Raw genomic sequence first — 13,192 nt, forward strand, 5'->3', positions numbered from 1 at the left:
CAAAGGGGGTTAACCCAACCGCTCCCTTCCCCCGCCGGCCATTTTCCTGTATGCCCCCGCAATCTGTGACGTGAGGCCGGCCCCCGGCCTCGTGCAAAGGATGGGGGGCGGCGGCAATGGGGCCGCCATAGACACGGGCGACCGCAGGGGCGGTCCGCCTTCGAGGAAACCAGATGTTTGATGAAATTCGGAAATCCATCCAGTGGGGTCAGGAAACCCTGACGCTGGAAACGGGCAAGGTTGCCCGCCAGGCGGACGGCTCGGTGATCGCCACGCTGGGCGAGACCAGCGTCATGGCCAACGTGACCTACGCCCGCGAACCCAAGCCGGGGCAGGATTTCTTCCCGCTGACCGTGCACTACCAGGAAAAATACTATGCCGCCGGCAAGATCCCGGGCGGCTTCTTCAAGCGCGAGGCGCGGCCGACCGAAAAGGAAACGCTGACCTCGCGGCTGATCGACCGCCCGGTGCGGCCGCTCTTTGCCAAGGGCTTCAAGAACGAAGTGCTCGTCATGTGCACCGTGCTGAGCCATGACCTCGTGAACGACCCCGACATCGTGGCGATGATCGCGGCCTCGGCGGCGCTGACCATCTCGGGCGTGCCGTTCATGGGCCCGATCGGCGCTGCGCGCGTCGGCTTCTCGAACGGCGAATACGTGCTGAACCCCGAGGTTCAGGACATGGACAACCTCAAGGGCAACCCCGACCAGCGCCTCGACCTCGTCGTGGCCGGCACCCGCGACGCGGTGATGATGGTCGAATCCGAGGCCTATGAGCTGACCGAGGAAGAGATGCTCGGCGCCGTCAAGTTCGGCCATGAGCAGATGCAGCCGGTCATCGACCTGATCGTCGAGCTGGCCGAGGCCGCCGCGAAAGAGCCCTTCGACTTCCAGTCGCCGGATTATTCCGAGCTCTATGCCCGCGTGAAGTCGCTGGGCGAGACGGACATGCGCGCCGCCTATGCCATCAAGGACAAGGGCGAGCGCCGCGACGCCATCGAGGCGGCGCAGGTCAAGGTCCGCGAGGGGCTGACCGAGGACGAGCTGGCGAACCCGAACCTCGGGTCGGCGATGAAGAAGCTCGAATCGGGCATCCTGCGCGGCGACATCATCCGCGGCGGCACCCGCATCGACGGGCGCGACACCAAGACCGTGCGCCCGATCGACACCGAGGTCGGCATCCTGCCGCGCACCCACGGCTCGGCGCTGTTCACCCGTGGCGAGACGCAGGCGCTGTGCGTGACTACGCTGGGCACCGGCGACGATGAGCAGATCATCGACGCGCTGCACGGCAACTTCCGCTCGAACTTCCTGCTGCACTACAACTTCCCGCCCTATTCGGTGGGCGAGGTGGGCCGCGTGGGCAGCCCCGGCCGGCGCGAGATCGGCCACGGCAAGCTGGCCTGGCGGGCGCTGCAGGCGGTGCTGCCGACGGCGACCGACTTCCCCTACACCATCCGCCTGGTGAGCGAGATCACCGAGTCGAACGGCTCGTCGTCGATGGCGACGGTCTGCGGCTCGAGCCTCGCCATGATGGACGCGGGCGTGCCGCTGAAGGCGCCGGTCGCGGGCGTGGCGATGGGCCTGATCCTCGAGGATGAGGCCAACTGGGCGGTGCTGACCGACATCCTGGGCGACGAGGACCACCTCGGCGACATGGACTTCAAGGTGGCCGGCACCGAGAAGGGCATCACCTCGCTGCAGATGGACATCAAGGTCCAGGGCATCACGCCCGAGATCATGGAAAAGGCGCTGGCGCAGGCCAAGGATGGGCGGATGCACATCCTGGGCGAGATGGCCAAGGCGCTGTCCGAAGGCCGCCGCGAGTTCTCGGCCCATGCCCCGCGCATCGAGACGATGACCATCCCGACCGACAAGATCCGCGAAGTGATCGGCTCGGGCGGCAAGGTGATCCGCGAGATCGTCGAGACCTCGGGCGCCAAGGTCGACATCAACGACGACGGCACGATCAAGATCGCCTCGGCCAACGCCGATTCGATCAAGAAGGCCTACGAGATGATCCACTCGATCGTGGCCGAGCCGGAAGAGGGCAAGATCTACACCGGCAAGGTCGTCAAGCTGGTCGATTTCGGCGCCTTCGTGAACTTCTTCGGCAAGCGCGACGGGCTGGTGCACGTCAGCCAGATCGCCGGCAAGCGGCTGAACCACCCGAACGAACTGCTCAAGGAAGGGCAGGAGGTGAAGGTGAAGCTGCTGGGCTTCGACGATCGCGGTAAGGTCCGCCTGGGCATGAAGATGGTCGATCAGGAGACCGGCGAGGAGATCTCTGAGCCGAAGCGCGAGTCCGCCGACGCGGAGTGACCCGCCCCTGAGCTGAAACGACAAAGGCCCCGGTTCGCCGGGGCCTTTTTCATGCGGCGGGCGCGGGTGCCTCTGCGGGCCGGGTCAGCGGGGCGGCTGGTCCCCTGCGCGCTCGGCCCCGCGCACCGCCTCGATGAGCGCCCGGATCGCCGCGGGGTCGGTGGCCATCCGCTCGGGCGCGATCCGCAGCGCGCCGAGCGGGCGGGCAACCGGCCGCATCGCGCTGCATGAGGCGTGGAGCGCGTTCACCCCCGCGGCCATCAGCGCCGCGGCATTGCCGGCGCTGACCCCGCCCCCGGCCATGATCGCCACCCGCCCCCGCGCCGCGTCCACCAACGCGCGCAGCCCGGCGGTGCCCTCGGCCGCGGTCGGCGCGTGGCCGGCGGTCATGATCCGCGCCACGCCCAGCACCACGCAGTCCTCGAGCGCCGCGCGCGGGTCGGGGGTCACGTCGAAGGCGCGGTGGATCGTCACCGCCATCCCCCCGGCCGCCGCGATCAGGGGGCCGAGCGCCGCGCGGTCAAGCCGCCCGTCCGCGTCCGTCACCCCCAGCGCCACGCCCCAGAGCCCGGCCTGGCGGGCGGCGCGGATGTCGTCGCGCATCACCGCCAGCTCGGCCGCGCCATAGCGGAAGTCGCCGGGCCGGGGGCGGATCATCGCCGCCACCCGCACCCCGCAGCGCGCTGCCCGCGCCATCAGCCCGGCCGAGGGCGTCAGCGCGCCGAGCGCCAGCCCGCCGCAGAGCTCGATGGTGTCCACGCCCGCGGCGGCGGCGGCGTCCAGCCCCGCGGGGTCGTCCACCACGATCTCGATCTCGACGGCCATGCGCGCCCCCCTTCGTTCGGCCTTCACTCGGGCGCCGGGCGGGATTTGGCAAGCGCCGGGCGGCGGGATAGAGGACGGGGGCGGCAACGGGCGGGGGAAGCGGGATGATCAGCGGCGGGCTCGACATCGGCGGGACCAAGATCGAGGCGCGGCTCTTCGACGAGGGGATGGGGCTGCGCGACAGCCGCCGGGTGCCGACGCCCCGCGACAGCGCCGACAGCTTCTTCGCCGCGCTGGCCGGGCAGGTCGCGTGGCTGCGCGCGCAGGCGGGGGCCGACCTGCCGGTGGGGATCGCCATGACCGGGCTGGTCAAGCCCGAAACCGGGCTGGCGCAGACCGCGAACCTGCCGATCTCGGGGCAGCCGATGGCGGCGCGGCTGACGCAAGCGGTGGGGCGGCCGCTGCCGGTGATGAACGATTCGATGGCGCTCGCCTTTTCCGAGGCGAACGGCGGCGCGGCCGAGGGCGCCGCCGCCGCGGTCGGGCTGATCCTCGGCACCGGCGTCGCGGCGGGGTATTGCGTCGATGGCGCCCCGGCCCCGCGCTTCGGCGGGATCGCGGTGGAACTGGGGCACAGCGGGATGCCAGGGCGGGCGCTCGCCCGGCACGGGCTGGGGCTTTTCGACTGCGGCTGCGGGCGCGTGGGTTGCATCGAGAGCTACGTCGCCGGTCCCGGCCTGACGCGGCTGGCCGCGCATCTGGGGATGGGGGCGCTGCCCGCGCCCGAGATCGCGGCCCGCCTGACCGCGGGCGATGCCGGGGCCGCGCGGGTGATGGCGGTCTGGGCCGACCTCGCGGCCGAGGCGCTCGAGGTGTTGCAGATGACCATCGACCCGGACGTGGTGGTGCTGGGCGGCGGCGTCTCGCAGATCCCCGGCGTCGTCTCGCGCCTGACCGCCGCCCTGCCCGCGCGGCTGATGCCCGGGGTGCCGCAGCCGCAGCTGCGGCTGGCGCGGTTCGGGGATGCCAGCGGCGTGCGCGGCGCGGCGCTGCTGGCCCGGCGGATCGCCGAGGGGACGTTGCCGCCGGTCTGACCGGACGTCCTCGGCACTGCTCGTCCGCCCGTGCCGAACGGCCGCGCCGATCACAAGGCCGTCCTGCGGCGCAGTCTGGCCCTTGTCGCCGGGCGTCCCGGCTGCAATCCTGCGGCCATGCGCGCCCCCCTCCGCTCGACCCCCGCCCTTCTGCTGGCTGCCGCGTTTCTCGGCGGTCTGGCCAGCCTCTCGCCGCTCGTCCTGCCCGGCCCGGCCGTGGCGCAGGGGGCGCCCGGCGGTCCGGGTGGGCCCGGTGGACCCGGCGGGGCGCCGCGGCAGGTGGGCGTCACCACCCTGTCCCGCAGCACGGTCCCGGTGCGGATCGAGCTGCCGGGCCGCGCGGTAGCCTTTCACCAGACCGCCATCCGCCCGCAGGTCGGCGGCGAGATCACCGAGATCGCCTATCGCCCCGGCGAATCCGTCACCACCGGGCAGGTGCTGTTCCGGCTGGACGACGACCAGCGCGCCGCCACCCTGTCGGCCGCCGAGGCCGCGGTGACCAGCGCCCGCGCCGCCGTGGAAGGCGCGCAGGCGACGGTCGGGCGCTATGACCGCCTGCAGGGCACCGGGGTCAGCCGCGCCGAGCTCGAGACCGCGCAGGTGGCGCTGGCCAACGCCCGCGCGAGCCTTTCGGCGGCCGAGGCCGAGCGCGACATGGCGCAGCTCGCGGTGGACCGCTCGGACATCCACAGCCCGATCGACGGGGTGGCCGATCTCGCCACCGTCTCGGTCGGCGATCTCGTGACGGCCAGCCAGAGCGACGCGCTGACCACGGTCACGCAGCTCGACCCGATCTACGTCGACGTCTCGGAAAGCCGCGCCCGGTTCCTGCGCCACAACGCGCGGCGCAGCGAGGGCACGCTCGACCGCCCCGAGGGGATCGAAGCGCAACTCATCCTCGAGACCGGGCAGGTCTACGAGGGCGCGGGCGAGATGGTGACGCCGGGCACGACCGTGTCGGCGACCACCGGCACGGTGCCGTTCCGGTTGCAGTTCCCCAACCCCGACCGGCTGATCCTGCCCGGGCAGTTCGTCCGGGTGCGGCTGACCATCGGCACGGTCGACGGCGTGCTGGTTCCCCAGCGCGCCACGCGCCGCTCGGCCAGCGGGGCGCTGACGGCGTTCCTCGTGCGCGACGGGCGCACGGTCGAGGTGACGCTGACCGAGGTCGGCACGCACGAGAACGCCTGGATCGTGACCGAGGGCGTGGCCGCGGGCGACGCGCTGGTGCTGGACGGGCTGACGAACCTCAGGGCCGGGGTCGAGGTGACGACCGTGCCGGTGGTGATCGACGCCGAAGGGGTGGTGCGCGATGCCGCCGCCGAGGGCGCTGCGGCGACGCCGGAGGCGGGGACGGGGACCGGCGCCCCGGCTGCGGCGGGCGCACCGGACGCGGCGACGCCTCAAGCGGGAACGGAAGCTGCGCCGGCGGCGGCCGGCGCCCCGGAACAACCGGCGGCCGCAGCGGCGGGGACTGACGCCGCAGCGGCCCCGGCAGGTGCGCCAGAACAACCGGCCGCCACGGCGGCTGACGCCGCGCCGGCCCCAGCAACCGCAGACCAGCCTGCCCCCGCGGCCCCCGCGGCACAATCCGCCCCCGCGGGCAGCGCCGCCGCCCGCCCGACCGCGCGCCCGCCCGCCACGGCGACCAACTGATGGCGCAGTTCTTCATCCATCGCCCGGTCTTCGCCTGGGTGCTGGCGATCGTCACCATGCTCGCCGGGATCTGGGCGGTGCTGCAACTGCCCGTCTCGCAATATCCCGACATCGCACCGGCCACCGTCCGCATCTCGGCCAGCTACAGCGGCGCCACCGCCGAGGCGGTGCAGAACTCGGTCACCACGCCCATCGAGGACACGCTGACCGGGCTCGACGGGCTCTTGTATTTCGAATCCACCTCGTCGCAGGGGCGGGCGTCGATCACGCTGACCTTCGATGACAGCGTCGATCCGACCGACGCGCTGAACGACGTCCAGTCGCGGGTCCGCAGCGTCGAGGCGCGGCTGCCCTCGGCGGTGCAGACCGCCGGGGTCTCGGTCACCCGCTCGTCCTCGTCGATCCTGCTGGTCGGCGCGCTCGTCTCGACCGACGGGCGCTATTCGACGCTCGAACTCGGCAACCTGCTGGAAGAGGTGGTCGAGGGGCCGGTCAAGCGCGTGCCGGGCGTGGGCGGGATCAACGTCTTCGGCTCGGGCTACGCGATGCGGATCTGGCTCGACCCGCTCAGGCTGGCGCAGTTCCAGTTGACGCCCTCGGACATCACCGCGGCGGTGGCGGCGCAGAACGCCACCGTCTCAGTCGGCGCGCTCGGCACCCAACCGGTGGTGCCGGGCCAGCAGTTCACCGCCACGATCACCGCCCAGAGCCAGCTCACCAGCGTCGAGGATTTCCAGCGCATCCTGCTGCGGACCGGCGCGGACGGCGCCTCGGTCTGGCTGGGCGACGTGGCCGAGATCGAGATCGGCCAGCAGAGCTATGGCTCGAACAGCCGGTTCTCGGGGCAGAACGCCTCGGGGTTCGGCGTCAACCTCGAGACCGGGGCCAATGCGGTGGACACCGCGTCGGGCGTGCGGGCGGTGCTGGACGGGCTGCAATCGGCGCTGCCCGAGGGGGTCGAGGTGCGGGTGGCCTATGACACCTCGCCCTTCGTCGAGGAATCCATCAACAAGGTCTATCACACGCTGATCGAGGCGGTGGTGCTGGTGATCGGGGTGATCCTGATCTTCCTGCAGAGCTGGCGGGCGACGATCATCCCGGTGGTGGTGGTGCCGGTGGTGCTGCTCGGCACCTTCGGGGTGCTCTATGCGCTGGGGTATTCGATCAACACGCTGACGATGTTCGCCATGGTGCTGGCCATCGGCCTTCTGGTCGACGACGCCATCGTGGTGGTCGAGAACGTCGAGCGGATCATGCGCGAGGACGGGCTCGACCCGGTGCGGGCGACCGAGATCGGGATGCGGCAGATCACCGGGGCGCTGATCGGCATCGCCGTGGTGCTGTCGGCGGTGTTCCTGCCGATGGCGTTCATGGCCGGCTCGACCGGGGTGGTCTACCGGCAGTTCTCGGTCACGATCATCACCGCCATGGCGCTGTCGCTGGCCGCGGCGCTGATCCTGACGCCGTCGCAGACCGCCTCGCTGCTGCGGCCGCACCGCGAGGGCAAGGGCTTCGCCCCGGCGCGCTGGTTCAACCACGGGTTCGACCGACTGACCGACGGCTATGCCGCTGCGGTGGCGCGGATCGTGCGGCATCCGGTGCTGGTCCTCGTGGTGCTGGCGCTGCTCAGCGCGGGGGTGTGGGCGCTGTTCACGCGGATGAACTCGACCTTCCTGCCGACCGAGGACCAGGGCGTGATGATGGCGCAGGTGAACCTGTCCGAGGGCACCACGGCGCAGCAGACCCTCGCCGTGGTGGAGGAGATCGAGCACTACCTGCTGACCGAGGAGCCGGCGGTCGAATCGACCTTCGGGGCGCTGGGGTTCGGGTTCTCGGGCAGCGGCCAGGGGCGGGCGATGCTGTTCGTCAAGCTGCGCGACTTTGCCGAGCGCGGCGACCCGGACCAGTCGGCCGCGGCCGTGGTGCGGCGCGCCAACGCCCGCTTCGGCGGGCATCGCGCCGGGCGGGTGATGTTCATGCAGCCCCCGCCGATCCAGGGGTTGGGCAACCAGGCCGGGTTCCAGATGTATCTGATCGACCAGTCGGCGCAGGGCACGGACGCGCTGCGCACCGCGGTCCAGACGCTCGAGACCCGCGCCGCGACCGACCCGCGGCTGAGCAACGTGCAGGGTCAGGGCGATCAGGACGACGCGGCGCTGCGGCTCGACATCGACGCGCAGCGGGCCGAGGCGCTGGGGCTGAGCCTCTCGGACGTGAACGGGATGCTCTCGACGATCTTCGCCGGGCGCGAGGTCAACGACTTCGCCATGGGCGCCACGCTGCGCCCGGTGATCGTGCAGGGCGGCGCGCCGTTCCGGATGCAGCCCGACGATCTGGAAAGCTGGTACGCGCGCAATGCGCAGGGCGAGATGGTGCCCTTCAGCGCCTTCATGTCCACGCGCTGGGTGCCGGTGGCACCGCGGCTGGCGCGGTTCGAGGGCTCGGACGCGATCTCGGTCTCGGGCAGCGAGGGCGCGGGCTGGACCTCGGGGCAGGCGATGGAGGCGATGGAGGAGCTGGTGGCCGAGCTGCCCGGCGGCTGGGGCGTGGCCTGGACCGGCCTCAGCTATCAGGAGCGGCAGTCGGGCAATCAGGCGCCCTATCTCTATGCGCTGTCGGCGCTGGTGGTGTTCCTGTCGCTGGCGGCGCTGTACGAAAGCTGGACGGTGCCGTTCTCGGTGATGCTGGCGGTGCCGGTCGGCGTGCTGGGCGCGGTCGCGGCGGCGCTGCTGTTCGGACAGTCGAACGACGTCTATTTCAAGGTCGGCATCCTGACGACCATCGGGCTTGCGGCCAAGAACGCCATCCTGATCGTCGAGTTCGCCCGCGAGCTCGAGTTCGCGGGCCGCAGCACCGCGCAAGCGGCGGTCGAGGCGGCGCGGCTGCGGCTGCGGCCGATCCTGATGACCTCGTTCGCCTTCATCCTCGGGGTGACGCCGCTGGCCGTGGCGAGCGGCGCGGGTGCGGTGGCGCAGAACTCGATCGGGATCGGGGTGATGGGCGGGATGATGGCGGCGACGTTCCTCGGCGTGTTCCTCGTGCCGGGGTTCTATGTCGCGGTGCGGCGCTTCAGCGGCAACCGGCCGCTGCGGAACCCGGACGCGCCGGCCGCCGCGCCGCCCGCGGCGCCGGCGGAATGAACGGGGGCCGCCCCGGATGAGGCGGCCCCGCTGGTCTTTCGGTCTCAGAGCGGCTCAGAGCAGGAACTCGTCCCCGCTGTACTGATTGGCGGTGATCGCGCCGTCGGCGATGACGAGGGTGAAGTCGGCCACCCCGTCGTTGTTGACGTGGCCGTTGATGACCGTGTTGCCGTTGACCTCGCTCAGCGCGATGGTCCCGGCGGCGCGCGACGCGCTCCACACGAAGGCCTGGTCGCCGGCGAGCGTCAGGTTCGCGTCGATGCCGCGCAGGTCGAGCACGTCGCCGCCGGTCACGCCCACGCCCTCGAACGCGATAGCGCCATCGGCGCCGGCGATCACGTCCACGCCGTTGGTGTTGTTCGATTCGGCGTGCGACAGGAACCGGAAGGTGTCGGCCCCGGTCCCGCCGTAGAGGTTGTCCGCCCCCAGCCCGCCGAACAGGATATCGTTGCCGGCCTGCCCGCGCAGCGCGTCGGCGCCCGCCTGCCCCTGCAGCACGTCGCCCAGATCACCGCCCAGCAGAGTGTCGTTGCCGGCGCCGCCGATCAGGTTGTCGTTGCCGCCCAGACCGTAGATCACGTCGTCGCCCGCCATGCCGTGGATGGCGTCATTGGCCGAGGTCCCGGTCACGCTGTCGTTCGCGTTGGAGGCATAGCCGGCCGACACGGTCAGGGTGTAGCTGCCGATCGCGTTGTTGCCGGTCTCGCCCACGCCCAGCGTATAGGTGCCGGTCCCGCCCGCGGCGATCTTGAAGGTGATCTGGCCGTCGCGGTTGGTGCCGGGGGTCGAGTCGTTCGGCGGGTTGATGTCGTCGTTGTACATCAGCCGGGTGCTGCCCGAGTAGAGCGAGATGTTCGGGTCGACGAGCGAGCCGCTGCCGCTCGAGGCGCCCTTGGCCGCGACCGAATAGGTCAGCCCGGCGATGAAGGTCGTGTTGAAGGTGTCGTAGTCGCCATTGTACGAGATCGATCCGGTCCGCGAGGTGCCGGTTCCGATGAGACCGTTGTAAGCCATTCTGCTCGAACTCCGCAGGGGTAGCGCCATGATCGGCGCGGGACAGTCTAGACGCCGGCGCGATCAACCCGGCATCACCTTGCGGCGCGCCGGGCGTGATCGCCGGGTCTGCGCGGATGAACGCGGCCGGGCCTGACCCGTTCGCTCACATTCAGGTGTCGAGACGGGCGCGGCCCGGATCGGCAGGTTCCGGCCCGCGCGCCGGGCGGCGAGGGCGGAAACCTGCCCGGTGAGGGGCGCTATCGGGTCGCTGAAAGGGCGCTATTCGACGAGCACCTGACCCTCGGGCCAGCGCATCGTCGTGGTCAGGGTGATCTCGCGCACCGCGTGCGGGGCGACGTCGGTGTGCCAGACGAGCACCCCGCGCTGCCCCTCGGGGTCGGTCTCGTCGGGGGCCGGGTTCGCCTGCCATTCGACCCTGAGGTCGTCCTGGGTGCTGACCGGCACCCGGTCCACCACCCGCAGCGGCCATGCCTCGCCGGTCAGGTTCTCGATCCTGAGGGTCGCGGTCTCCTCGCGCAGGTTAGCGCTGCGGATCAGGCCGCGGGTGCCCTCGGACTGCTCGGGCACCCGCCGCTCGACCCTGAGGCCGTCGATGGGGCCGAAGCCCAGCCGGATGTCGTCGCCCGCGGCGATCAGCGGCAGCGCCGTGTCGCCCACCCGCGCGCCGTCGGCGTAAAGCGTCGCGGCGCCCGGCAGGATCAGCTCGGGCAGCGGGTTCTTGCCCTCGGCCCGCAGATAGGCGCTGTCATCGTAGAGCGGCACGGCTTCGGCCGCGACCTCGACCGGGATCGCCTGCGCGTCCATCCCCAGCCGCACCGCGTCGGCGCCGGTGCGGATCGTGACCGGCGTGGGGTAGCGATAGACGACCGTCGCGCCGATCCGGTCCAGCGCCGCGTTGCCGACCGCGGCGCCCTTGCCCAGGCTGCGCACCGCCATCTCGGGCATCGGCGCGGCGGGGGCGTAGCTCGGCATGGCATCCTGCATCGGGACGGCGCTCACCGCGCCATCCTCGACCCGCGGGAACCACGGGTCCACCGGGGTCGCCTGCACCTGCCCCGCGGGGCGGGCGGTGGAGAGCGTCAGCGCCACCCCCGTCCAGTCCTCGCCCGTCGATTGCGAGACCATCAGCCCGCGGTCGAGCGTGATCGTTCCCGCCGTCCCGCCGGTCCGCGCCAGCCGCAGGTCATAGACCGGGGACCAGCTGGCCGCGCCGGTCTGGTCGGTGATCGTCAGGTCGGCGGGGCCGTGCAGGTCGAGCTGGACGATCAGCGCCACGGGCGGGGTCTCGGGCGTCTCGAGCGCCGCGAGCGCGGCGCGGGCGCGGTCGAGCGCCTTCACGTCCTCGTCGCGGCCGACTTCGGCGGCGGCGGCCTCGGTTTCGGCGGCGACCATCTCGCGCCGGGCGGCGACGAGCCGGGCGGCCACGGTGTCGGCCAGCGCGTTCACGTCGCCCGAGGTTGCGTTGTCGGACTGGCCGAGCGCGCGGAGGAAGGCGACGGTATCCTCGGCCGCCTGCGCGCGGGCGCGGATCGCGGCGGTGGCGGCGTCGCGGTCGCGCAGCGCGGCCTCGAGCCGCTGGACCTCGGCGCGGGCGGCGCGGACGGCGTCGGTCTCGGCCAGATCGCCGGGCAGGGCGCGGTCGGATTGCAGCGCGACCGAGCCCACCGTGGCGCCGGTGGCCGCGACGCGCAGCGTGGTGGCGTCGATGCCGGGCGGCAGGTCGGTGACGATCAGCTCGCGCACGCCCGGGGCGGCGTCGAGGTGCAGGCTGCGGGTGACCGTGGCGCCGTCGGGGTAGAGCGTGACCTCGCGCACCGGGGCGCTGGCGCGGATCGGCTCGGCGGCGGGCGTGACGGGGACCGGCGGGATGGCCGCGGCGGGGATCGGGGCGGGCAGCGCCGTCGGGGCCGGGGCGGCGGTCTGGGCCGCGAGCGGCAGGGCGGCGCAGGCCGGGACCAGCGCGGCGGCCAGGATCCGGCGCAGCGCCGGCGAGGTGGGGGAGAGCGGCATCGGGGCGATCCTCTCGCGCGGGGACGGGTCGGCCCACAGGGTCCGACCGTTCCCGCCACAACGCAAGAGGGCGCCCGTCCGGGGCGCCCTCACGTCTGCGATGGGTCAGGCGGGGGGCCGCCGATGCGGGCGGCGCGGGCCGATCCGCCTCAGCCCTTTTTCAGCACCCGGTTGCCCAGCAGCTCGGCGATCTGCACCGCGTTCAGCGCCGCGCCCTTGCGCAGGTTGTCGCTGACCACCCACAGGTTCAGCCCGTTCTCGACCGTCGGGTCCTGGCGGATGCGGCTGACGAAGGTGGCATAGTCGCCCACGCACTCGATCGGGGTGACGTAGCCACCCGGCTCGCGCTTGTCGATCACCATGACGCCCGGCGCCTCGCGCAGGATGTCGCGGGCCTCGTCCTCGTCGAGGAAATCCTCGAACTCGACGTTGACCGCCTCGGAATGGCCGACGAACACCGGCACCCGCACGCAGGTCGCCGTGACCTTGATGCGCGGGTCCATGATCTTCTTGGTCTCGGCCGTCATCTTCCATTCCTCCTTGGTGTCGCCACCCTCGAGGAACACGTCGATCTGCGGGATCACGTTGAACGCGATCTGCTTCTGGAACTTCTTCGGCGGCACGTCCGAGGTCGGGTTGTAGACCGCCTTGGTCTGTTCCCACAGCTCGTCCATCCCCTCTTTCCCGGCGCCCGAGACGGACTGGTAGGTCGAGACGACGACGCGCTTGATCCGCGCCCGGTCGTGCAGGGGCTTCAGCGCCACCACCATCTGCGCGGTCGAGCAGTTGGGGTTAGCGATGATGTTCTTCTTGCCGTAGCCCTCGACCGCGTCCGGGTTCACCTCGGGGACGATCAGCGGCACGTCGGGGTCGTAGCGGTAGAGCGACGAGTTGTCGATCACGACGCACCCCTGCGACGCCGCGATGGGGGCGTATTTCTTGGTCGGCTCGGACCCGATGGCGAACAGCGCGATGTCGCAGCCGGTGAAGTCGAAGCCCTCGATGTCCTTGGTCTTCAGGGTCTTGTCGCCATAGCTGACCTCGGTGCCGAGGCTGCGGCGCGAGGCCAGCGCCACGACCTCATCGGCGGGAAACTGGCGCTCGGCCAGGATGTTCAGCATTTCGCGGCCCACGTTCCCCGTGGCGCCCGCGACGACGACCTTGTAACCCATCTGGGGAATCCTTTCGC

General features: G+C 71.8%; 8 protein-coding genes. 4 read left to right on the forward strand and 4 right to left on the reverse strand.

The genetic code is table 11. From position 1 onward, the window contains the following. Positions 1 to 173 precede the first annotated feature (173 nt). A complete protein-coding gene (pnp, locus tag HGN31_RS07820; protein ID WP_036705200.1) occupies positions 174 to 2,321 on the forward strand; it encodes a polyribonucleotide nucleotidyltransferase in 2,148 nt (715 codons plus the stop codon). An 84-nt stretch (positions 2,322 to 2,405) separates the two neighbouring features. Here the strand turns inward: pnp and HGN31_RS07825 are convergent, their stop codons facing one another. Beyond that, positions 2,406 to 3,146, reverse strand: coding sequence for a copper homeostasis protein CutC (locus HGN31_RS07825; RefSeq protein WP_168782845.1), 741 nt, complete (start codon positions 3,144 to 3,146; stop codon positions 2,406 to 2,408). Between the two features lie 104 nt (positions 3,147 to 3,250). Here HGN31_RS07825 and HGN31_RS07830 point away from each other — a divergent pair, with 104 nt between their 5' ends. The 3 genes from HGN31_RS07830 (at position 3,251) to HGN31_RS07840 (ending at position 8,976) form a co-directional block, all read left to right on the forward strand. Continuing rightward, complete coding sequence (locus HGN31_RS07830; RefSeq protein WP_168782846.1) at positions 3,251 to 4,180, forward strand: ROK family protein; 930 nt, start codon at positions 3,251 to 3,253, stop codon at positions 4,178 to 4,180. 117 nt (positions 4,181 to 4,297) lie between these two features. Continuing rightward, positions 4,298 to 5,836, forward strand: a complete 1,539-nt coding sequence (locus tag HGN31_RS07835; protein WP_168782847.1) for an efflux RND transporter periplasmic adaptor subunit — start codon at positions 4,298 to 4,300, stop codon at positions 5,834 to 5,836. Then, positions 5,836 to 8,976 carry a multidrug efflux RND transporter permease subunit gene (locus tag HGN31_RS07840; RefSeq protein ID WP_168782848.1) on the forward strand — a complete coding sequence of 1,047 codons (3,141 nt, stop codon included), beginning with the start codon at positions 5,836 to 5,838 and terminating at the stop codon, positions 8,974 to 8,976. The genes HGN31_RS07835 and HGN31_RS07840 overlap by 1 nt, the downstream gene beginning before the upstream one ends. 54 nt (positions 8,977 to 9,030) lie before the next feature. Here HGN31_RS07840 and HGN31_RS07845 read toward each other — a convergent pair whose 3' ends face one another. The 3 genes from HGN31_RS07845 to HGN31_RS07855 form a co-directional block, all read right to left on the reverse strand. After that, positions 9,031 to 9,990: a calcium-binding protein gene (locus HGN31_RS07845; RefSeq protein ID WP_052176593.1), complete on the reverse strand. Its 960-nt coding sequence runs from the start codon at positions 9,988 to 9,990 to the stop codon at positions 9,031 to 9,033. Positions 9,991 to 10,251: 261 nt separating this feature from the next. Further along, positions 10,252 to 12,003 (reverse strand): DUF4139 domain-containing protein, encoded by a 1,752-nt coding sequence (locus HGN31_RS07850; RefSeq protein ID WP_168782849.1) that lies wholly within the window; start codon positions 12,001 to 12,003, stop codon positions 10,252 to 10,254. Between the two features lie 149 nt (positions 12,004 to 12,152). Beyond that, positions 12,153 to 13,175, reverse strand: a complete 1,023-nt coding sequence (locus HGN31_RS07855; protein WP_036703142.1) for an aspartate-semialdehyde dehydrogenase — start codon at positions 13,173 to 13,175, stop codon at positions 12,153 to 12,155. Between the last annotated feature and the right edge of the window lie 17 nt (positions 13,176 to 13,192).

This window comes from Paracoccus sanguinis (assembly GCF_012689545.1).
Taxonomy (GTDB): Bacteria; Pseudomonadota; Alphaproteobacteria; order Rhodobacterales; family Rhodobacteraceae; genus Paracoccus; species Paracoccus panacisoli.